Annotated in this window: 21 protein-coding genes and 1 tRNA gene; 6 read left to right on the top strand and 16 right to left on the bottom strand. The window is 64.1% G+C overall.

Going from position 1 to position 20,180, the window contains the following annotated elements; all coding sequences use genetic code 11:
* Positions 1-53: 53 nt before the first annotated feature.
* Entirely contained in the window at positions 54-614 is a 561-nt protein-coding gene (locus HOP52_RS17200) for an alpha/beta-hydrolase family protein (protein ID WP_338072535.1), read from the top strand.
* Positions 615-835: 221 nt separating this feature from the next.
* Here HOP52_RS17200 and HOP52_RS17195 read toward each other — a convergent pair whose 3' ends face one another.
* The 16 genes from HOP52_RS17195 to rplU form a co-directional block, all read right to left on the bottom strand.
* A complete protein-coding gene (locus tag HOP52_RS17195; protein ID WP_238978627.1) occupies positions 836-1,996 on the bottom strand; it encodes a pilus assembly PilX family protein in 1,161 nt (386 codons plus the stop codon).
* A gap of 31 nt (positions 1,997-2,027) precedes the next feature.
* The gene (locus tag HOP52_RS17190) at positions 2,028-2,507 is read right to left on the bottom strand and encodes a type II secretion system protein (protein WP_238978626.1); all 480 of its coding nucleotides are present in this window, start codon (positions 2,505-2,507) and stop codon (positions 2,028-2,030) included.
* Positions 2,504-2,908 carry a type IV pilus modification protein PilV gene (pilV, locus tag HOP52_RS19655; protein ID WP_275298264.1) on the bottom strand — a complete coding sequence of 135 codons (405 nt, stop codon included), beginning with the start codon at positions 2,906-2,908 and terminating at the stop codon, positions 2,504-2,506. Before pilV ends, HOP52_RS17190 begins: the two co-directional genes overlap by 4 nt.
* Complete coding sequence (locus HOP52_RS17180; RefSeq protein WP_238978625.1) at positions 2,905-3,360, bottom strand: GspH/FimT family pseudopilin; 456 nt, start codon at positions 3,358-3,360, stop codon at positions 2,905-2,907. The genes pilV and HOP52_RS17180 overlap by 4 nt, the downstream gene beginning before the upstream one ends.
* A gap of 4 nt (positions 3,361-3,364) precedes the next feature.
* Positions 3,365-3,784 (bottom strand): type IV pilin protein, encoded by a 420-nt coding sequence (locus HOP52_RS19650; protein WP_309675066.1) that lies wholly within the window; start codon positions 3,782-3,784, stop codon positions 3,365-3,367.
* Positions 3,785-3,958: 174 nt separating this feature from the next.
* Positions 3,959-4,927, bottom strand: a complete 969-nt coding sequence (gene ispH, locus HOP52_RS17165; RefSeq protein ID WP_238978624.1) for a 4-hydroxy-3-methylbut-2-enyl diphosphate reductase — start codon at positions 4,925-4,927, stop codon at positions 3,959-3,961.
* 134 nt (positions 4,928-5,061) lie between these two features.
* Complete coding sequence (gene fkpB / locus HOP52_RS17160; RefSeq protein ID WP_238978623.1) at positions 5,062-5,508, bottom strand: FKBP-type peptidyl-prolyl cis-trans isomerase; 447 nt, start codon at positions 5,506-5,508, stop codon at positions 5,062-5,064.
* 42 nt (positions 5,509-5,550) lie between these two features.
* Entirely contained in the window at positions 5,551-6,039 is a 489-nt protein-coding gene (gene lspA, locus HOP52_RS17155) for a signal peptidase II (RefSeq protein WP_238978622.1), read from the bottom strand.
* Between the two features lie 25 nt (positions 6,040-6,064).
* The gene (gene ileS, locus HOP52_RS17150; protein ID WP_238978621.1) at positions 6,065-8,899 is read right to left on the bottom strand and encodes an isoleucine--tRNA ligase; all 2,835 of its coding nucleotides are present in this window, start codon (positions 8,897-8,899) and stop codon (positions 6,065-6,067) included.
* Positions 8,900-8,909: 10 nt separating this feature from the next.
* The gene (gene ribF / locus HOP52_RS17145; protein ID WP_238978620.1) at positions 8,910-9,935 is read right to left on the bottom strand and encodes a bifunctional riboflavin kinase/FAD synthetase; all 1,026 of its coding nucleotides are present in this window, start codon (positions 9,933-9,935) and stop codon (positions 8,910-8,912) included.
* A 270-nt stretch (positions 9,936-10,205) separates the two neighbouring features.
* A complete protein-coding gene (gene murJ, locus HOP52_RS17140; RefSeq protein ID WP_422677724.1) occupies positions 10,206-11,807 on the bottom strand; it encodes a murein biosynthesis integral membrane protein MurJ in 1,602 nt (533 codons plus the stop codon).
* A 111-nt stretch (positions 11,808-11,918) separates the two neighbouring features.
* Entirely contained in the window at positions 11,919-12,185 is a 267-nt protein-coding gene (rpsT, locus tag HOP52_RS17135; protein ID WP_238978619.1) for a 30S ribosomal protein S20, read from the bottom strand.
* Positions 12,186-12,444: 259 nt separating this feature from the next.
* Positions 12,445-13,581, bottom strand: a complete 1,137-nt coding sequence (gene proB, locus HOP52_RS17130; protein ID WP_238978618.1) for a glutamate 5-kinase — start codon at positions 13,579-13,581, stop codon at positions 12,445-12,447.
* A gap of 54 nt (positions 13,582-13,635) precedes the next feature.
* On the bottom strand, positions 13,636-14,820 hold the full coding sequence (cgtA, locus tag HOP52_RS17125) for an Obg family GTPase CgtA (protein ID WP_238978617.1): 1,185 nt from the start codon (positions 14,818-14,820) through the stop codon (positions 13,636-13,638).
* A gap of 110 nt (positions 14,821-14,930) precedes the next feature.
* Positions 14,931-15,188, bottom strand: coding sequence for a 50S ribosomal protein L27 (gene rpmA / locus HOP52_RS17120; protein ID WP_238978616.1), 258 nt, complete (start codon positions 15,186-15,188; stop codon positions 14,931-14,933).
* Between the two features lie 60 nt (positions 15,189-15,248).
* The gene (rplU, locus tag HOP52_RS17115) at positions 15,249-15,560 is read right to left on the bottom strand and encodes a 50S ribosomal protein L21 (RefSeq protein WP_238978615.1); all 312 of its coding nucleotides are present in this window, start codon (positions 15,558-15,560) and stop codon (positions 15,249-15,251) included.
* A 295-nt stretch (positions 15,561-15,855) separates the two neighbouring features.
* Between rplU and ispB the strand changes: the two genes are divergently transcribed.
* From ispB to darG, 5 genes are all read left to right on the top strand, one after another.
* On the top strand, positions 15,856-16,863 hold the full coding sequence (ispB, locus tag HOP52_RS17110; protein ID WP_238978614.1) for an octaprenyl diphosphate synthase: 1,008 nt from the start codon (positions 15,856-15,858) through the stop codon (positions 16,861-16,863).
* Positions 16,864-16,979: 116 nt separating this feature from the next.
* Positions 16,980-17,056: transfer RNA gene (locus HOP52_RS17105), tRNA-Pro, on the top strand.
* Positions 17,057-17,604: 548 nt separating this feature from the next.
* Positions 17,605-18,363: a hypothetical protein gene (locus tag HOP52_RS17100; protein WP_238978613.1), complete on the top strand. Its 759-nt coding sequence runs from the start codon at positions 17,605-17,607 to the stop codon at positions 18,361-18,363.
* 113 nt (positions 18,364-18,476) lie between these two features.
* Positions 18,477-19,046 (top strand): type II toxin-antitoxin system toxin DNA ADP-ribosyl transferase DarT, encoded by a 570-nt coding sequence (darT, locus tag HOP52_RS17095; RefSeq protein WP_275298262.1) that lies wholly within the window; start codon positions 18,477-18,479, stop codon positions 19,044-19,046.
* Positions 19,043-20,137, top strand: a complete 1,095-nt coding sequence (darG, locus tag HOP52_RS17090) for a type II toxin-antitoxin system antitoxin DNA ADP-ribosyl glycohydrolase DarG (RefSeq protein WP_238978611.1) — start codon at positions 19,043-19,045, stop codon at positions 20,135-20,137. The genes darT and darG overlap by 4 nt, the downstream gene beginning before the upstream one ends.
* The last annotated feature ends 43 nt before the right edge of the window (positions 20,138-20,180 follow it).

Below are 20,180 nucleotides of genomic sequence, written 5' to 3'. Positions count from 1 at the left end.
TTCGAGACCCTGCCGATGCTCGGTGAGGATGACGACCTCGACTGCCTGCTCCCTTGGCGTTGGAAAGACACTCTACCGAACTGACTCACGCCGCAACAGATGGGGTTGCTGGACCGCTTACCGACGACCCCTTCCACGGCGCGCTGTGGAGCGGCCCACCGTATCGCAGCACCACTTGGCGCAACGTCACCCGCAACCGCGAGCCGGACACACCGGCCTGGCTACCAAAGTTTCGCGACGGTTCGGTGGTGCGCTTCATGAACCAGTATCAGGGGCTGGATGCGCCGGAGGGCGAGTGGGGAGCGTTTCGCATCGCCTATCTGCAGTACGCCAGCGACCCGATCACCTTCTTCGAGCCCCAGGCGCTCTACCGGGAGCCGGACTGGATGCGCGAGCCGCGGGGGCCCGATGTCTCCGAGGAGCTACGCTGGTACCCAGTGGTCACGCTGCTGCAGCTGCTGGCCGACCTGGCGATCGGCCGCTCCCCGCCCGGCTACGGCCACGAGATCGCCGCCGAGCACTATATCGACGCCTGGCTGGCGCTGACGGAGCCTGAGGGCTGGAGCGAGGCCGACCTCGACCGGCTGCGGCAACGCTTCGCCCCCTCGCCCTGACGGGCCGGGCCATGCGGGGCACCCAAGCCGGGAGCCCCGAAGGGCGAGTGATTGCTTACTCCACCATAAAAGGCTTATGTTGGAAGAGAGAGATGACAAAAAGGATTTGCCATGAGCGAGCAGCGCAGAAGCGTGATCAAGAGGGTCTATGTGCCGACGCATGCGAAGACAGGGCCACAAGGGGAACGGGTGATTGTGCCGGGACATTACCGATTACCGACTTAATTCCAGCTTTCAATACCGGAAGGCTTATCATTCGATAATTGCGGGGAGTTAGCAATCATATCTAACGCCTCCTTACTGTATCTGATATTCGTATTCCCACTAATATCCAGATCATAACCATCATCCTTATCTATCCCTTGCAGGTCATTAGCCTCCCTCCCCTCCAAGGTAACAATCGCCCCATATAACACTGGGGTTCCGTTATACTCCAGACGCCCCCCATCCTCAACAATAATCAACCCTTCATGATGACCAGTCCCCGACATATCAAAAGTCGCACCACTACGCACCACAACAACACCTATGGTATTGACATTACCCGTCCCCCTCGAAACATCCCCATTTTTAATCTCAATGATTGCCGGGCTGTTTCTACCACCAATACTAGACACAGAATCACCATCTTCAAATGACTGATCAAAAGTCAGTCCTGCAACAAAGGCTTCCCAGCCAGGCCGCCCCTCATCATCGTCATACTTTTCCGTTCGACATCCAGAGTAGCTTTCCACATCTGGATAATAGCATGCATCCTTGTTTTCAGGCTCAGGGGAAACCTCCGAAAAGCATGCATTCCCATTACATTCCGGATCATCAGGAAGCAGATAGTCCTCCCCTGTCAACTCCGAATTTCCTCCAGCCTGATGACTACATGACTCACCGTAGCAACTATGTGTCGCTGGAACATGAGGCAGGCCACCCCCAAAAGCCAGCTTTATAAAAACTGGAACACTTTCTGCAACGACCTCACTTCCGAGGCCATCAAACACAGCGCCCATCGCAAAAATATATCTCCCCACATCCTTACCAAAAAAGACCGAAGATATATTCACATAACAAGCAGCCTTACCACCAACGGATGTACAACTGCTTGCGTTTTCAGCATCATTGGCAAAACCAAAAAACTCTTTCCAGCCAAAATATTCATCCAAGTCATCCGAAGAAAAATTCTCAAATACGACTTTATCACCTAAAATAACCTTCTCATATATTTCAGACGCAGCTTCCTCTGCACGCATCTGCGCCTCAGTCGCAGCCTTGTAATTCCCCGCCAGGCGCTCATCAATAAGCGAGGACTGCATGCCGGAAAGGCCCAGCATCAGCGACATGGTCAGCATGGATAGGACGACAACCAGGGCGGCACCTTGCTGCTGCTTCATGATCTTTTCTCCACACAAACAAACCTATCAATCACGGATTGACAGCCTTGGTGCGATTCATGGTATGGAATACAACATCTTCCATTTCGCCATCAAGCCTAAAAGTTATGGTGAAAAACCCGTCATCCTCACTTTGAAACTGATCGGTATTCTTAAATCCATCCGCCACAGGCTCCCACCCATTACCGTCAACATTCAACCTTAGCGAAACAGCTTCGCCACCATCATGTAAATCATAATAGCGACACTCCTCATCAACGTACACGGAAAGCTGCGCCGGCACAGAATTACAGGTTACGCTTAACTCCGCCCGCCTAATGTCTCTAATCAAGATTTCAGCCGCAAACGTCAACGCCGCCTGCTTATCACTCAGCTCTTCGATTTTTCTAAAATTTTGAAACCCTGTCAGGAACAGCTGCCCAGCGCCCAGGATAATAACAAGCCCAATCAGCAGCGCCACCATCAACTCAACGAGAGAAAAGCCACGTGAATAGTGCATTGAGCGCTTCATGGCCTACTCCCTGGGAGTCGGGTTGTGTAGGTAAACTCAGCATCCCCGCTATCACCCAGACGCCCATCACTCCATTTCAAAACGACGTCAAACACACACTCATCACCATTGGGAGAGACACTGCCTTCCAGTCCGGGAATAATTGCTTTCCAGCGCGCCTCCCAAACTGCTTCGTCATTGCCCAGATCAGGACACTCCATTTCACCGGAATCGAACTTGGACCACAGCATCTCGACAGCATCTTGAGCCGCGAGCGACGCGGCGGCACGCTGGTAACCGGCATGCGCACTCTGCAGCGCCTTGAGCTGCATGGCCGCCACGCCCAGCAAGCCGATGGAAAGCACCACAAGCGCCACCAGCGCTTCAATCAGAGTGAAGCCGCTTTGCCGATTAAACGTCATGAGCCACCTCGACCAATTCGGCCAAAGCCACTGATTTGAATGTTTCTGCTGTCACCGCCTTGGTGGCTAACCGTCAATGTACAGCCACCATCACAGTCCGAATTCTCCACGATCCGGCCCAGCCGGTTAAATTCCACGACATTGCCGTCCGATACCGTGATCACGCTGCCACCCGCCTGACGAGTGCGAATGGCGTTGCCGCTTCCGTCATCCGTCACGTAGACCCGGTACTCCCAAGGAGAGCTCGTCATGATTTCAAAGGAGACCTCCTGTCGACGCTTGATCGCTTCGCTTCGGGCCAGGTGCAGGCCAGAGAGAACTTCGTTATAGCTGCTGGCCAGGCGGTTGCTTGCCACCAAACTCTGGAAACCTGGAACGGCAATGGTCGCAATGATCGCCATCACGGCAATGGTGACCAGCAGTTCGATCAGGGTGAATCCATGATGGCGCATCACTTCACCAGCAGCCCGACCCGGGCGTCGTCTGTCCCGTCTGGTCTATGGTCATCGTCTTGCAGGCATCTTTTACCTGATTGCCACTATGCGTGGCGGTCAAGGTATAGGAGGTGGATGACGGTGAGCCAGTGATCTCATAATAGCCGTCATCCGAGTCCGCCGGCAGGCTGACACAGCCGTCGTATGAATATTCGTTTGTAAAACAGCGCTCCAGCTGCCCGGCGAGTTCCATCAGCTTGGCCTGCCCATCGCTGACCCGGGCGTTCTTCACGTAGTTCTGATAGCTCGGATACGCAATCGACGCCAAGATACCGATGATCGCCACGGCGATCAGCAGCTCGATCAGCGTAAAGCCGACGGCGGGTCGCCGGGAGGCGCCTTCGCTTGCCCTCTGTCGAGGTCGGGTGGCGGTGGTCGTCACTCGGCGCTTCTCCCTGACTTGGTTACATTTAGTTTCAGTATGTATCATCCAATCCTTGCCTGCCAGGCGTCAGATCAAAAAAGCCGGGCGTCTGCCCGGCTTCCTTGCCATACAATTCACTTAGCCGCCTCATCTGGCGAGTACTACCTGTCTAACACAGCCCAAGCGTGCTGCCTAGTCACTGGCGATCACCCGTTCGCGCAGCTCGCGGGGCATGGAGAAGGTGATGGTCTCCTCGCGGCCGGCGAGCTCCTCCGGGGCGCTGGCGCCCAGGCCCTGCAGCCGCTCGATCACGCCCTTGACCAGCACCTCCGGGGCGCTGGCGCCGGCGGTGATGCCGATGGCATTGACCCCTTCCAGCCACTGGGGGTCGATCTGCTCGGCGTCGTCGATGAGGTAGGCCGGGGTGCCGACCCGCTCGGCCAGTTCGCGCAGGCGGTTGGAATTGGAGCTGTTGGGGCTGCCCACTACCAGCAGCAGGTCGCTGTCCGCCGCCAGCTCGCGCACCGCGTCCTGGCGGTTCTGGGTGGCATAGCAGATGTCATCCTTGCGCGGCCCGTCGATGGCGGGAAACTTGGCGCGCAGGGCGTCGATCACCTTCGCGGTGTCATCCATGGAGAGGGTGGTCTGGGTGACGAAGGAGAGGTGCGCTGGATCCTTCACCTCCAGGTTGGCCACGTCCTGCTCGTCTTCCACCAGGTAGATCTGCCCGCCGTGGGCGGTGTCGTAGCGCCCCATGGTGCCCTCCACCTCGGGGTGGCCGGCGTGACCGATCAGGATGCACTCCTGGCCGCGCTTGGCGTAGCGCAGCACTTCCATATGCACCTTGGTGACCAGCGGGCAGGTGGCGTCGAAGACCTTGAGGCCGCGACGCTCGGCGTCTTCCTGCACGGCGCGCGAGACGCCGTGGGCGGAGAAGATGACGATGACGTCGTCGGGTACCTCGTCGAGCTCCTCGACGAATACCGCGCCCCGCTCGCGCAGGGTGTCGACCACGAAGCGGTTGTGGACCACCTCGTGGCGCACGTAGATCGGCGGGCCGAAGACGTCCAGCGCGCGGTTGACGATTTCGATGGCGCGGTCGACGCCGGCGCAGAAGCCGCGCGGGTTGGCCAGCCTGATCTGCACGGAATTAGTTTGCATGGTTACGTCACCTTGATGCCTGGGCATCTGATGAGAATTTCTCAGTCCAGGGCTATCTCGGCGGCAAGCAAAAGACTTCCTTTTCGACCTGCCCCCGACGCCCTTCTGACTGAAGAATACGTCCAGAGATCCGCTCAGTGCGTCTGTGCAGGCTTTACGTCAATGACTTCCACCTCGAAGGTCAGGGTACGCCCTGCCAGCGGGTGATTGAAGTCCACCTCCACCTGCTTGTCGTCGACGCGAGTGATCACCCCGGGCAGCTCGCCCCCGGCGGCGTCGGCGAAGGACATCACCGTGCCCACCTCGGGCTCGATCTCCTCGAAGTCGCTGCGGTCGATCATTTGGATGTTCTGGGGGTTGTGCTGGCCGAAGGCGTGCTCGGGGGTGATCTCGTAGCTGCCCGATTCGCCGTCGGTCATGCCCTTTAGCGGCTGCTCGAAGCCCGGCGGCAGGTTGCCGTCGCCCACCTGAAAGGTGGCGGGCTGCTTGTCACGGGTGGAGTCCACCACGGTGCCGTCTTCCAGCTTGAGGGTGAAGTGCAGGGTGACTTCCATGCCCTCGTCGATTCGATAGTCGCTCATCATTGCTCTCGTTGACTGTGTCGTGCCGTCGCGGCCTGGCGCTCAGCCGCGACGGGGGGCCTTGCGGCGGCCGTCGAAGATGGACTCCCAGATCAGGGCGATAGCCCCCAGGGTGATGCCGATGTCTGCCACATTGAAGGCCGGGTAGTACCAGCCGGCAAAGTGGAAGGAGAGAAAATCCACCACGTAGCCGTGCACCATGCGGTCGTAGAGGTTGCCCAGCGCCCCGCCGATGATCAGCGCCAGGGCGGCCCCCAGCAGCTTCTCGTGGGCCTTGAGCCGGCTCATCCAGATCGTCAGGCCGATGCTCGCCCCCACCGCGATGACCGCGAAGAACCAGCGCTGCCAGCCGCCGTGGTCGGCCAGGAAGCTGAAGGCCGCGCCGTGGTTGTGCAGCAGCGTCAGGTTGAAGAACGGCAGCACCGCCACCGGCTGGCCGTAGGTCAGCAGCGCCGAAGCCAGCGCCTTGGTGGCGAGGTCGAGCACCACCACCGCCGCGGCCAGCCATAGCCAGCGCAGCGGTCGCGTCATGGGCACCTCATCGGGACGCTGGTGCTCAGGCATAGTGCCGCACTTCACCGGCGCCTTCCGGCAGGTTGCTCACGCAGCGCCCGCACAGGTCGGGGTGCGCGTCGTGGCTGCCCACGTCGGCGCGGTGGTGCCAGCAGCGCTCGCACTTGGTGTGCAGGCTGGCGGCCACCGCCACCTTCAGGCCGTCGAGCTCGGTGGCCTCGGCGTCCGCGCCGTCGGAGAGCGGGGCCAGCTGCACTTCGCTGGTGAGCATCACGAAGCGCAGCTCCTCGCCCAGCTTGGCCAGGGTGGCCTTGAGCTCGTCGCTGACATAGAGGGTCACCTCGGCGGCCAGGCTGCCCTTGATGGTCTTGGCGTTGCGCGCCTCCTCCAGGCACTTGTTGACCGCCTGCTTGACCTCCAGCACCTGCTCCCAGAAGTCGCGGCCCATGGCGGCGTCCTCGGCCAGGGTGGCGAGCCCCTCGTAGTACTCCTCGAGCAGCACGCTGTCGCCGCGCTCACCGGGGATGTTCTCGAAGATCTCCTCGGCGGTGAAGGAGAGGATCGGCGCCACCCAGCGGGCCAGGGCCTCGACCACGTGATAGAGCGCGGTCTGGGCGCTGCGCCGGGCCAGGGAGTCGGTCTGGGTGGTGTACTGGCGGTCCTTGATCACGTCCAGGTAGAAGCCGCCCAGCTCCCGGGCGCAGAAGCCGTGGACCTGCTGGTAGACGTCGAGGAAGCGGTACTCCTCGTAAGCGGTCTGAATGCGCGCCTGCAGCTGGGCCGCGCGGTCCACCACCCACTGGTCGAGCGCCAGCATGTCGTCGAAGGCCACGGCGTCGCGCTCGGGCTCGAAGCCGTTGAGGTTGGCGAGCAGGAAGCGCGCGGTGTTGCGGATGCGCCGGTAGACGTCGGCGGTGCGCTTCAGGATCTCGTCGGAGACCGCCATCTCGCCGCCGTAGTCGGTGGAGGCGACCCACAGCCGCAGGATATCGGCGCCGAGCTTGTCCATCACCTCCTGGGGGGCGACCACATTGCCCATGGACTTGGACATCTTGCGGCCGTGGGCGTCGACGGTGAAGCCGTGGGTCAGCAGGCCGCGGTAGGGCGGGTGGCCGTCGATGGCGCAGCCGGTGAGCAGCGAGGAGTGGAACCAGCCGCGGTGCTGGTCGGAGCCCTCCAGGTAGAGGTCGGCGCGGGGACCCGATTCATGGCCGTGGAGATGCGAGCCGCGCAGCACGTGGCGGTGGGTGGTGCCGGAGTCGAACCAGACATCCAGGGTGTCGGTGACTTTCTCGTAGTCGGCGGCCTCGTCACCCAGCAACTCGGCGGGGTCGAGGCGGAACCAGGCGTCGATGCCCTCCTGTTCCACCCGCTGGGCGGCCGCTTCCATCAGCTCGACGGTGCGCGGGTGCAGCTCGCCGCTGGCCTTGTGCAGGAAGAAGGGAATCGGCACGCCCCAGCTGCGCTGGCGGGAGATGCACCAGTCGGGGCGGTTGGCGATCATGCTGTGCAGCCGCGCCTGGCCCCAGCCCGGGGTGAACTGGGTGGCCTCGATGCCAGCCAGCGCCCGCTCGCGCAGGGTCTTGCCGTCCTTGCCCGGGATATCCATGCCCACGAACCACTGGGCGGTGGCGCGGTAGATCACCGGTGTCTTGTGGCGCCAGCAGTGCATGTAGCTATGGGTGATCGGCTTGTGGGCCATCAGCGCGCCGACTTCGCGCAGCTTGTCGACGATATGCGGGTTGGCCTTCCAGATCAGCTGACCGCCGAAGAACGGCAGGTCGTCGGCGTAGACGCCGTCGCCCTGCACCGGGCTTCTGATCTCGCTGAAATCCATACCGTGGGCGCGGCAGGTGACGAAGTCATCCACGCCGTAGGCCGGCGCGGAGTGGACGATGCCGGTGCTGCCCACCTCGGCCTCGACATAGTCGGCGAGATAGACCGGCGAGAGACGGTCGTAGAAGGGGTGGCGGAACTCGATCAGGTCGAGGCGCTCGCCGGTGGCGGTGGCGATGATCTCGCCCTCCAGCCCGAAGCGCTCGAGACACGACTCCACCAGCGCCTCGGCCAGCACCAGCAGCCGCTCGCCGGTGTCCACCAGGGCATAGGTGAACTCGGGGTGAACGTTGAGCGCCTGGTTGGCGGGAATGGTCCAGGGGGTGGTGGTCCAGATCACCACCGAGGCGGGCTTGGTGAGCTCGGTCAGGCCGAAGGCCGCCGCCAGCTTGGCGTCGTCGGCGGCCGGGAAGGCGACGTCGATGGCGTCGGACTTCTTGTCCTGGTACTCCACCTCGGCCTCGGCCAGGGCCGAGCCGCAGTCGAAGCACCAGTTCACCGGCTTGAGGCCCTTGAAGACGTAGCCCGCTTCGACCATATCGGCCAGGGCGCGGATCTCGCCGGCCTCGTTGGCGTAGTCCATGGTGCGGTAGGGGTTGTCCCAGTCGCCGATCACGCCCAGGCGCACGAAGTCGGCCAGCTGCCCCTGAATCTGCTCGCCGGCATACTCGCGGCACAGCTCGCGGGCCTTCTCGGCGGGCAAGTGCTTGCCATGGGTGGTTTCCACCTTGTGCTCGATGGGCAGGCCGTGGCAGTCCCAGCCGGGCACGTAGGGGGCGTCGAAGCCGGCCAGATTCTTCGACTTGACGATGATGTCCTTGAGGATCTTGTTGACGGCGTGCCCGATATGAATGCTGCCGTTGGCGTAGGGAGGGCCGTCGTGGAGCACGAAGGGCTGGCGACCGCGGCGCGCCTCGCGCAGGCGCTGGTAGAGCTTCATCTCCTGCCACTGCGCCACCCGGCCGGGCTCGCGCTTGGGCAGCATGCCGCGCATGGGGAAGTCGGTTTCGGGCAGGTTCAGTGTGTGCTTGTAGTCGCTCATATCCTGGGGGTCAGCCGTCGTCGTGGTCGGCGGGCGCACCCGCCGAGGAATCGGAAGTCACGGCCCCGCGCGCCAGCGGCGCCGATGCCAGAGGAAGGTCGTCTGCCGCGCTGGCGGCAAAATAGCCGCGGGCCCGGACCTGGTCGGCGGCGATCTGGTGCTTCAGGGCCTCGAAATCATCGAATTTCACCTCGCCGCGCAGCTTGGCGCAGGGGAAGACCGTCAGCCGCTCGCCGTAGAGGTTGCCGTCGTAGTCGAACAGGTGCACCTCGAGCACCGGCCGGGCGCTGCCCACCGTGGGCCGCCAGCCGATGTTGGCCACCCCCGGCAGGCGGCGACCGTCGGGCAGCTCGCTGACCACCGCATAGACGCCGCGCAGCGCCAGCGGCAGGGGCAACAGCGGCAGGTTGGCGGTGGGCACGCCGATGGTGCGGCCGAGCTTCTGGTCGGCCACCACCCGGCCGGCGAGGCGATAGGGCCGCCCCAGCATGCGTGCCGCCTGGGCGAAGTTGCCGCTGGCCAGCAGGGTCCGCACCCGGGTGCTGGAGACCCGTTCGTCGTCCAGGGCGAAGGTGCGGGTGTGTTCGACGCTGAAGCCACTCACCTCGCCCACTTCGGTCAGCAGGTGGAAGTCGCCGCGGCGGTCGCAGCCGAAGCGGAAGTCGTCACCCACCACCAGATGACGCACGCCCAGCCCTTCGACCAGCACCCGCTCGATGAATTCCTGGGCGGTGAGGCTGCGCAGGGCATCGTTGAACGGCAGACAGAGCACGTAGTCGACCCCGCTCTCACCGAGCAGGCGCACCTTTTCGCGCAGCCGGGTCAGCCGCGGCGGCGCCTGGTCGCCGGCGAAGAACTCCCGCGGCTGGGGCTCGAAGACCACCACCGTGACCGGCAGCTGCAGCGCTGTGGCCTGCTCGCGGCACTGGTCGAGGATCGCCTGGTGGCCACGGTGCACGCCGTCGAAGTTGCCGATGGTGGCCACGCAGCCGCGGTGGGCGTCGCGCAGGTTGTGCAGTCCTCGGATCACTTGCATGAGATTCGCCGCCGCCCGGTCAGTGTGAATGGCGTAAAGGGGCTGATTATAACGAACCGCCGGCCCCTTGACAGCCGCGCCGGCTTGGTCTTTAGCAATTGCCGTTCCTTTCCCAGCCTCGCTGAGCCGGGGCTATCCCGGGGGCAGGCCTGCGAGGAGGCGCTGTGAACCCTTCCCTGGGCGCTACTTTTTCCTTCCCTGGAAAAAGACCTCCTCTTCGCCCTGCCCCCGGCGCCCCTCGCCAGTTACCAACGACGCTTGGCCCTTGGGTTAGCTCGTCATCCGGAAGTGGCGGATGCGCACCCCGGTGGCGCCGAGCCAGGCGAAGTAGACGCCGGCGCCGGCCACCACCAGCAGCGCCAGCCAGCGGACGCGCTCCCAGACGCCCCAGCCCAGCCACTGCTGCCAGTCCGGCGCCAACCACCACAGCCCCAGCCCCATCACCGTGCAGCCGCCGACCAGCTGCACCGCGTAGCGGCCCCAGCCGGGCTGGAACACCAGCACCCGCTCCTTGTGGAGCAGCCAGCCCAGCAGGCCGGCGTTGAGGAAGGCCGACAGCGCCGTGGCCAGCGCCAGGCCGGCGTGGGCCAGGGGCCAGATCAGAATCAGGTTGAGCACCATGTTGGCGACCATGGCGATGATGCCGATCTTCACCGGGGTCTTGGTGTTCTGACGGGCGAAGAAGCCCGGTGCCAGCACCTTGATCAGCATGAAGGCCACTAATCCAAACGCATAGGCTCGCAGACTCATCGCCGCCATGGCGATGTCGTGCTCGGTCATGGCGCCGTAGTGGAACAGCGAGATCAGCAGCGGCTCGGCGAGGATCGCCAGCGCCAGGGCCGCGGGCAGGCCGAGCAGCAGCACCGCGCGGATCGCCCAGTCGAGCATCGCGCTGAAGTGCTGCCCGGACTGCTCGGCGTGCCGCTTGGAGAGCGCTGGCAGGATCACCGTGCCGATGGCGATGCCAAACACCCCCAGCGGCAGTTCCACCAGGCGGTCGGAGTAATACAGCCAGGAGACGCTGCCCGGCGCCAGCAGCGAGGCCAGCACGGTGTCGAGCAGCAGGTTGATCTGTGACACCGAAACGCCGAACAGCGCCGGCGCCATCAGCACCATGATCTGCTTGACCCCGGGGTGGACGAAGCTCGGCCAGGGTCTGGGCATCAGCCCCAGCCGCACCAGGAAGGGCACCTGAAAAGCGAGCTGGGCGACGCCGGCGATCAGCACACCCCAGGCCAGCGCCATGGCCGGCTCGGTCATCAGCGGCGTGAGCAGCAGCGCGGCGCCGATCAGCGAGAGGTTGAGCAGCACCGGCGTGAAGGCCGGGATGGCGAAGCGGTTCCAGGTGTTGAGCACGCTGCCGGCGAAGGCGGTCAGCGAGATCAGCAGCAGGTAGGGGAAGGTCAGCCGCAGCATGTCGGCGGTGAGCGCGAGCTTCGCCGGGTCGCGGCCGAAGCCGGGGGCGAAGACCCACACCAGCCAGGGGGCGGCGAGCATGAACAGCGCGGTGAGCAGCGCCAGCACCACGGTGAGGCTGCCGGAGACGGCGTCGAGCAGCTCGCGCACCTCGCGCTTGCTGCCGCGGGTGGCGTACTCCGAGAGCACCGGCACGAAGGCCTGGTTGAAGGCCCCTTCGGCGAACAACCGGCGCATGAAGTTGGGGATCTTGAAGGCGACGAAGAAGGCATCGGCGCCGCTGCTGGCGCCGAACAGGGTGGCCACCACCACATCGCGCACCAGACCCATCACCCGGGAGAGCATGGTCATCACGCTGACCACCAGACCCGAGCGCATCAGGCCGCCGGCCTTGGGGGCCACCACCTTGTCGTGCTCGCCCACCGGCGTGGGTGGCGTCTGCTCGCGATCCGTCACGTCTGCGTCCTCAACCTGTGCCGCAGCCACAAAAAAACCGGCCGCAGCCGGTCTTCTCGCGAGGGCACCACCGCCCGTGGGCGCGCGGTGCCTCGATGGCATCCGGCCCGCTTAGGCGGCCAGCGCCTTGATCCGCTTGTTCAGACGGCTCTTCAGGCGCGCGGCCTTTTTCTTGGAGAGCACGTCCTTGTCGGCGATGCGGTCGATGACCGGCTGCGCCTTCTGGAAGGCGGTCATCGCCTCGGCGTGATCACCGCCGCTGATGGCCTTGATGACGCGCTTGATGTAGGTACGCACCATGCTGCGCTGGCTCGCCTTCAGGACACGGCGACCTTCCGCCTGACGGGCACGCTTGCGGGCTTGCTTGCTGTTAGCCACTGACTGTCTCCTTGGAGAATTTCTTCGCCGCCTGAATCATGGCGACGCTTGATAACGAGTTAATCCGACAGGGATAAAAAAATCCCCACCGGCCTGGCCGTCCGGATATCCGGGAGTGGCAACCGATCGTTGCCCACGGGCCGTGTCTGAGAGGATGGCGCATCCTATCACAGCCCTGGCCATGCTTGCTACATTTGGCGCCCCTGCGAGGGGCGCCGGGGCCTGCCGACGGATCAACCCGAGCAGGCACGGCCGCCCGCTACAGCACCACCAGGTTGTCGCGGTGGATCAGCTCCGGAGCCTCCATGTAGCCGAGGATCGCTTCGATGCGGTGGCTCGGCTGCCCCAACAGGCGCCGCGCCTCCTCGGCATCGTAGTTCACCAGCCCCTTGGCCACCCGCTCGCCGCGCGGGTCGACACATAACACCATGTCGCCGCGGCGAAACTGGCCGCTGAGCGAGCGCACCCCCACCGCCAGCAGGCTGGAGCCGCTGTCGCGCAGCACCTTCACCGCGCCGGCGTCCAGGGTCAGGGTACCGCGCACCTGCAGCTGGCCGGCCAGCCAGCGCTTGCGCGCCGCCATCGGCGCCTCTTCCGGGCACAGCAGGGTTCCGAGCCGCTCGCCGCGGGTCAGCCGCTCGAGTACCGCCGGCTGACGGCCGCTGGCGATCACCGTATAGGCGCCGGAGCGGGCCGCCAGGCGCGCCGCCTGGACCTTGGTGACCATGCCGCCACGCCCCAGGCTACCGCCGCCGCCGGCCACCGCCGCCAGCGAGGGGTCGTCGGCACGCCCCTCATGGATCTGGCGGGCCTCGGGGTTGTGACGCGGGTCGGCGTCGAACAGCCCCTCCTGGTCGGTGAGAATCACCAGGGCATCGGCTTCCAGCAGGTTGGCCACCAGCGCCCCCAGGGTGTCGTTATCGCCGAAGCGGATCTCGTCGGTGACCACGGTGTCGTTCTCGTTGACCACCGGCACCACCCGCAGGTCGACCAGGGTACGCAGCGCCGAACGGGCATTGAGGTAGCGCTTGCGGTTGGAGAGATCGTCATGGGTCAGCAGCACCTGGGCGGTGAGCAGGCCGTGACGGCCGAAGTGGTGCTCGTAGCACTGGGTGAGGCCGTTCTGCCCCACCGCGGCGGCGGCCTGCAGCTCGTGCACCGCCGAAGGCCGTGCCTGCCAGCCCAGCCGCACCATGCCCTCCGCCACCGCGCCGGAGGAGACCAGCACCACCTCGATACCGCGCTGGTGCAGCGCGGCGATCTGGTCGACCCAGCCACCGATCGCCGGCTCATCCAGGCCGCGGCCGTCGTTGGTCAGCAGCGCGCTGCCGATCTTCACCACTACCCGGCGAGCGCCACGCAGTGCATCGCGACCCGGTACCCGCTGCTCGTTCACACCTGCTCTCCCATCCAGCAAAAACAGCTACGTCTGCGCAACCAGCTGTTTCCTCTAAGGGGCGTATTCGACCTCGACGTCATAGTCGTCATCGTCGAAATCGTCGTCGTCATCATCACGCTTGCGCTTGCGGCCCAGCCGCGCCTCGGTACGCGCCACCGACTCCGCCTCCATGCGCTCACGCATCTCGCGCTCGCGTTCGGCGACCGCCTCGTCCTCGTTCTCCAGCCGGCGCTGCTCGGTGAGCCAGCGGTGGGCCGCCTGCACCAGGGCATCGGTGCCCTCGCCGCCGATGGCGGAGATGCGATACACCGGCCCTTCCCAGCCGAGCCCCTCGACGATGGCGGCCACCCGCGCTTCGCGCTCGTCTTCGGGGAGCAGGTCGAGCTTGTTGAGCACCAGCCAGCGCGGACGCTCGGCCAGCGCCGGCGAGAACTGCGTCAACTCCCGGGCAATGGCCTCGGCCGCTTCCACCGGGTCAGACTCGTCGAAGGGTGCCACGTCGACCACGTGGAACAGCAGCCGGGTGCGGGTCAGGTGCTTGAGAAAGCGCAGCCCCAGCCCGGCGCCGTCGGAGGCGCCCTCGATCAGCCCCGGTACGTCGGCCATCACGAAGTGCTCGTGGGTGCCGAGCTTCACCACGCCCAGGTTGGGCACCAGGGTGGTGAAGGGGTAGTTGGCGACCTTGGGCTTGGCGGCCGACACCGCACGGATCAGGGTCGACTTGCCGGCGTTGGGCATGCCGAGCAGGCCCACGTCGGCCATCACCTTCATCTCCAGGCGCAGGTTGCGACGCTCACCCTCGGTGCCCGGCGTGGTCTTGCGCGGCGCGCGGTTGGTCGACGACTTGAAGTGGATGTTGCCAAGCCCGCGACGACCGCCCTGGGCCATCATCACCACCTGGCCGGCCTCGGTGATATCGGCAATCACCTCGAGGGTGTCCTCGTCGATCACCGTGGTGCCCACCGGCACCTTGACGTGCAGGTCGTCGCCGGCCCGGCCGCTCATCTGCCGCCCCATGCCGGGCTGGCCGTTCTGGGCCTTGTAGAAGCGCTGATACTTGAAGTCGATCAGGGTGTTGAGGGCGTCGTCACCGATCAGGTAGACGCTGCCGCCGTGGCCGCCATCGCCGCCATCGGGACCACCCTTGGGCACGTACTTCTCGCGGCGGAAACTCAGGCAGCCGTTGCCGCCCTTGCCGGCTTCCACGATGATCGAGGCTTCGTCGACGAACTGCATCTGTCACTCTCCAGACGGCAAGCTGCCGTCCCAGCCGCCATGGTAGCCATGGTATAAGTACAAGAAGGCCCCGCCTGAGCGGGGCCTTCCCATTGCCGGTTCGGGCGCGCTCAGGCAGAGACGACGCTGACGAACTTGCGGTTCTTCGGACCCTTGGTCTCGAACTTGATCACACCGTCGTTCAGGGCGAACAGGGTGTGATCGCGGCCGAGGCCAACGCCGGTGCCGGCGTGGAACTTGGTGCCGCGCTGACGCACGATGATGTTGCCGGCGGTCACGACCTGGCCGCCGTACAGCTTGACACCAAGGCGCTTGGATTCGGAATCGCGACCGTTGCGGGTAGAGCCCGCCGCCTTCTTATGAGCCATTGCAAAGTCCTCGCTCGTTCAGGGGGTATCTCGAAACACCTGCCGCATGCGCGGAGCTGTTTACGCGGAGATCCCGGTGATCTTGACTTCAGTGAACCACTGACGGTGGCCCTGACGCTTCATGCTGTGCTTGCGGCGACGGAACTTGATGATGCGGATCTTCTCGCCACGGCCGTGGGAGACGATCTCGGCAGACACCTTGGCACCGTCGACCAGCGGCGCGCCGACCTTGACGTCGTCGCCGTCGGCAACCAGCAGCACCTCGTCGAACGCGACGGTCTCGCCGGTCGGCAGCTCCAGCTTCTCGAGCTTGAGGGTCTGCCCTTCCTCAACGCGGTACTGCTTGCCACCGCTCTTGATAACTGCGTACATGCTTGTCTCTCCGAAACTCATCGGGGGTTGGCTCTTCATCGGCCTGCTTCGAGTGGCGCCCCTTTCGGCAGCCATCTGACAGGGAGCATGATGAGTGGGCCGCGTATTATAACGACAGTCAACGACAGCCACAAGTCGCTCCTTGCCTTGCGCAGACGCCCGACACCACCGTCCACCAGCCGGGCGGCCCCTGCCGCTTGACGCCCCCATGGGGGCCCCATAGCATGGCCGACAACCCAAGGCCAGCGGCCACGCCTGCCCGTGCCCGGCCCCACCCGCGCGATGACCCGACTCCATGCCAGCCAAAGCCACTTCGACTCCGTCCGCCAGCACCGCCCCCGCCTCGCCGCTGCATGCGGCGGTCGCCGATGACTTTGCCGCCGTCAATCGCACCATCATGGCGCAGCTGGCCTCACGCGTGCCGCTGGTCGAAACCATCGGCCAGTACATCATCGCCAGCGGCGGCAAGCGACTGCGCCCGCTGCTGGTGCTGCTGGCCGCTCGCTCGCTGGACTACCGGGGCGACCAGCACATCTCCCTGGCCACCCTGATCGAGTTCATGCATACCTCGACGCTGCTGCACGACGACGTCGTCGACGAGTCCCACCTGCGCCGCGGCAAGGCCACCGCCAACGACGCCTGGGGCAATGCGCCCTCGGTGCTGGTCGGCGACTTCCTTTATTCGCGCTCCTTCCAGATGATGGTGGAAGTCGGCTCGCTGAGGATCATGGACGTGCTGTCGCGCGCCACCTGCGTGATCGCCGAGGGCGAGGTGCAGCAGCTCACCAATGTGGGCAACCCGGACACCGACGAAGCGGCCTACTTCGAGACCATCCAGGGCAAGACCGCGATGCTGTTCGAGGCGGCCTCCCACAGCGGCGCCATCCTCGCCGAGGCCACCCCGGAGCAGGAGGCCGCCCTGCAGTCCTACGGCCGCTACCTGGGCCTGGCCTTCCAACTGGTCGACGACCTGCTCGACTACGAGGGCGACGCCAAGGCGATGGGCAAGAATGTGGGCGACGACCTGGCGGAAGGCAAGCCGACCCTGCCGCTGATCCAGGCCATGGCCGTGGGCACCCCCGAGCAGGTCAACACGGTGCGCCAGGCCATTCGCCAGGGCGGCCTGGAGCGGCTCGACGAGGTGCTGGCCATCGTCCACGACACCGGCGCGCTGGACTACACGCGGGCCCGCGCCGAGGAGATGTCCGCCAAGGCGCTGGCCCAGCTCGACGCCCTGCCGAAGAGCCGCTACCGCGACAGCATGGCCGACCTGGCCCGCCTGGCGGTGGAGCGCCGCACCTGAGCGGACCAGCCGCCACCATGGGCTTGCAAGGCCGCGGCTTTTGGGTATAATGCCCATCCGTCGGCTCCCGGAGCCGGCAGAAGCCCCCTCCTCGAGGCGGCTCGAAAAGCAAGACACGGAGTATAGCTCAGCTTGGTAGAGCGCTGCCTTCGGGAGGCAGAGGTCGTAGGTTCGAATCCTGCTACTCCGACCAAGAACATAGCAAAAACCGCCACTTACGGGTCATGCCGGGTGGCGGTTTTTCGTTGCGCCCTGCTCTGGGTGACAAACGGGTGACAAGCGGCCGGACTGGAGTGGCTGCGCCAGCCAGTGAAGTGGTGGTTGCTGCATAGGGAGAGAGAGGATCGCACCTTACCCCCCGGGGACTTGCTGGGGAGGGGGCAGCATAATTTCGCCTGGCTCCGTGCGCAACTCCCACCCCCTCCCCCCGGGGGAAGGCTATATAAGCGTCCCCTGAAAAAATTCTGCGGTGGCTGGGGAGAGAACGCCGACCAGGGGGTGGGCTATGACTTCCATGACTTCCCTCTCACTTGCCGAATTGGAAGGTATACCCCCTGGCAGGCGCACCCGTGCCACCCTGAAAAAATTTTGAGATTTCCAGCCGGGGCGGGGGCGCCCCTCGGGGAGCTGCCGGTGGGTGTGGCCAAAGTCGGGTTTATGGCCCCTAGCAAAGCCGACTAAGCTTCTACTGCGGGCATCACTAAGAACAGGTGCTCCGACCGAGCCAGGGGATAAAACAGTATGAGAAGGGCCTTCCTTGCTGCGTGCGCAGCCATCAGCCTCCTGCTTTCAGGCTGCGCCAGCCAGCTGAGCATTCAGGCACAGCCAGCAGCAGACCACCAGACGGTCTACGTGGCCGGCCAGCCGCTGATGCTCTCGGACAAGCAGTATTCGGTGGCAGTCAGCCCGTCATCCTCTCTGGCAATGTCTAACGAATCGCTGAGCTTTCTGGTCTTCTTGACCAACACTCATGACGAGCCCATAAACTTCGGCCCGGGCAACATTACCGCCTTGCTCAATGGCCAACCCATCAGGGTGTTCACTCATGAAGAGGTCCTTGTCCAGATGGAGAGAGACAGAGACGCACAGGCACTCTCTGCCGCACTGGCAGGATTGGGGCAGTCCATGTCGGCCACTGGCCATCAGCAGCATTTTGGAACCATGTCTGGCCAATACTACGGCAGGCAAGGATACGTCGGGCATGGAACTGGGACATATAGCGGCACCACCTACGACCCCACTGCTGCGGCAGTTGCACAGTCAAGTATCCAGGCCAAGACGCAGCAAAACATCAGCAACATCAGCCAAAGGCACGACCAAGAAATTGCAAACGCCAGGGCAGCCCTACTTCTTACAGAAACCGTCTACCCGGGGCAGAGTCATGGAGGGTACATACGTACCGAACAGCTTGGTGATAACAACACATCAGGCACTCTTAACTTAACTGTAACGGTAGACGGAGAGCATCACTCTTTCGACTTCGCTGTTAGAAACAACTAGCCGACTGGTGAGCGGTTCCCCTGGGGCTTTCGGCGCCCCCCTTTCGCGCCAGGCTCCATCGGCGAGTCTCTTATCGCTGACTGGTAAAATCCCTGAACCAGAAAAACTCCAGGATGGTGGCGCGGTATCCGACGTCAACTACTTTGACCGGCCAGAGTAATTGTCGCTCTATAAAGCGGGAACTGATAGAGAAGCGGACGGCACGGACGGTGCCGATTCCGCCTGGGGGAGCGCTGAGCGATTACGTTCCTTTCTACTTCACGCCTTCCTCGATGATGCTGTACAACATCGTCACCGGTCACGGTGTCAAACAGCAACGCCGTGAGGACATCGTCGTGCTGGTGAGTTCGCTTCCCCACCTGCAGCAGCTAGGCGTCCCCTTCGTCTTCACCGACCGGCATGCCTACCTTGCCAATGCCGAGTTCAGCAGTCAGATGGAAGATCTGGCGGAGTTCGTGCCGTGGAGGCTGCTGCAGGCCAAGGACTTCAAGCGTGACCTCGAGAACCCCGACAAGACGGACCGCTACCAGGCCGAGGCCCTGCTTCATCATCATCTACCGGCCTCGGCACTGCTGGGCATTGGCACGTATACTGACGAGGTGCGAGTCGCCGTCGAAGCACAGGTGGCGGCACACCATCTTCCACTGAAGGTGGTTACACGACCCAACTGGTTCTTTCGATGATTGAGTACACCCGTGGCAACCTCCTTGAGGCCGATGTTGAGGCACTGATCAACACCGTCAACACCGTCGGCGTGATGGGCAAGGGGATCGCCTTGATGTTCAAGGAGGCCTTCCCCGAGAGCTTCGCATCCTACGAGGCGGCCTGCAAGCGCCAGGAGGTGGTAACCGGTCGTATGTTCGTCACCGAGCGAGATGCCCTGCTGGGGCCGCGCTGGATCATCAACTTCCCTACCAAGCAGCACTGGCGCGCCAAGACGCGCATGGAATGGATCGAATCCGGCCTGGAGGACCTCAAGCGAGTGATACGGGAGCAGGGCATTCGCTCCATCGCCCTGCCGCCGCTGGGTTGCGGCAACGGCGGCCTGGCCTGGGACAAAGTCCGACCACGCATCGAAGACGCGCTTGGCGAACTGGACGACGTACGGGTACTGGTCTTTGAACCCACCCACGAGTACCAGAATGTTGCCAAGCGCTCGGGCGTCGAGAAGCTGACACCTGCGCGGGCGCTGATCGCCGAGCTGGTGCGCCGCTACTGGGTGCTGGGAATCGAGTGCTCACTGCTTGAAGTTCAGAAGCTCGCCTGGCTGATCGAGAGGCGGGTCGTGGCCCATGGCCTCGCTAATCCCCTCAAACTCGAGTTCCGTCCTCACCGCTATGGGCCCTACTCCGACCGGCTGCGGCATCTGCTCAATGGCCTGGACGGCAGCTATCTGCATAGCGAGAAGCGCATCAACGACGCTACCCCCGACGAGGTGGTGTGGTTCGATGAGTCGCGACGAGAGCGCGTCAACGCCTACCTGCGCAGCGCCGAGGCCATGCCCTATGCCCAGGCCCTGGAAGAGGTTGACGCGCTGATAGATGGCTTCCAGTCGCCGCTCGGCATGGAGGCGCTGGCAACGCTGGACTGGCTCATCAGTCAGGAGCAGATCGAGCCCAGCGTCGAGGCCATCAAGGAGGGCCTACGACATTGGCCCGATGATGTGGCCGGCCAGCGCAAGCTGCGGCTCTTCTCGGATCGCCTGATCGCGCTGGCGCTGGAGCGGCTGACCGGTGAAGTCACGGCTCCCACAGTGCTCGCCGCCAAAAAATAGGTTCACCCCCCTACCGGCACAGACGAGTGCCGCGCCTGGCTGG

Source organism: Billgrantia campisalis, assembly GCF_022341425.1.
Classification (GTDB): Bacteria; Pseudomonadota; Gammaproteobacteria; order Pseudomonadales; family Halomonadaceae; genus Halomonas; species Halomonas campisalis.
The sequence above is the reverse complement of the archived record's forward strand: the minus strand, read 5'-3'. Positions and strand labels throughout refer to the sequence as shown.

Excerpts from the sequence above, each read along its gene's own strand:
- HOP52_RS17195 (WP_238978627.1), bottom strand. The coding sequence starts at position 1,996 with ATGAAGCAGCAGCAAGGTGCCGCCCTGGTTGTCGTCCTATCCATGCTG.
- HOP52_RS17190 (WP_238978626.1), bottom strand. The coding sequence starts at position 2,507 with ATGAAGCGCTCAATGCACTATTCACGTGGCTTTTCTCTCGTTGAGTTG.
- pilV (WP_275298264.1), bottom strand. The coding sequence starts at position 2,908 with ATGACGTTTAATCGGCAAAGCGGCTTCACTCTGATTGAAGCGCTGGTG.
- HOP52_RS17180 (WP_238978625.1), bottom strand. The coding sequence starts at position 3,360 with ATGCGCCATCATGGATTCACCCTGATCGAACTGCTGGTCACCATTGCC.
- ispH (WP_238978624.1), bottom strand. The coding sequence starts at position 4,927 with ATGCAAACTAATTCCGTGCAGATCAGGCTGGCCAACCCGCGCGGCTTC.
- fkpB (WP_238978623.1), bottom strand. The coding sequence starts at position 5,508 with ATGAGCGACTATCGAATCGACGAGGGCATGGAAGTCACCCTGCACTTC.
- lspA (WP_238978622.1), bottom strand. The coding sequence starts at position 6,039 with ATGACGCGACCGCTGCGCTGGCTATGGCTGGCCGCGGCGGTGGTGGTG.
- ileS (WP_238978621.1), bottom strand. The coding sequence starts at position 8,899 with ATGAGCGACTACAAGCACACACTGAACCTGCCCGAAACCGACTTCCCC.
- ribF (WP_238978620.1), bottom strand. The coding sequence starts at position 9,935 with ATGCAAGTGATCCGAGGACTGCACAACCTGCGCGACGCCCACCGCGGC.
- cgtA (WP_238978617.1), bottom strand. The coding sequence starts at position 14,820 with ATGCAGTTCGTCGACGAAGCCTCGATCATCGTGGAAGCCGGCAAGGGC.
- rpmA (WP_238978616.1), bottom strand. The coding sequence starts at position 15,188 with ATGGCTCATAAGAAGGCGGCGGGCTCTACCCGCAACGGTCGCGATTCC.
- rplU (WP_238978615.1), bottom strand. The coding sequence starts at position 15,560 with ATGTACGCAGTTATCAAGAGCGGTGGCAAGCAGTACCGCGTTGAGGAA.
- ispB (WP_238978614.1), top strand. The coding sequence starts at position 15,856 with ATGCCAGCCAAAGCCACTTCGACTCCGTCCGCCAGCACCGCCCCCGCC.
- HOP52_RS17100 (WP_238978613.1), top strand. The coding sequence starts at position 17,605 with ATGAGAAGGGCCTTCCTTGCTGCGTGCGCAGCCATCAGCCTCCTGCTT.
- darT (WP_275298262.1), top strand. The coding sequence starts at position 18,477 with ATGGTGGCGCGGTATCCGACGTCAACTACTTTGACCGGCCAGAGTAAT.
- darG (WP_238978611.1), top strand. The coding sequence starts at position 19,043 with ATGATTGAGTACACCCGTGGCAACCTCCTTGAGGCCGATGTTGAGGCA.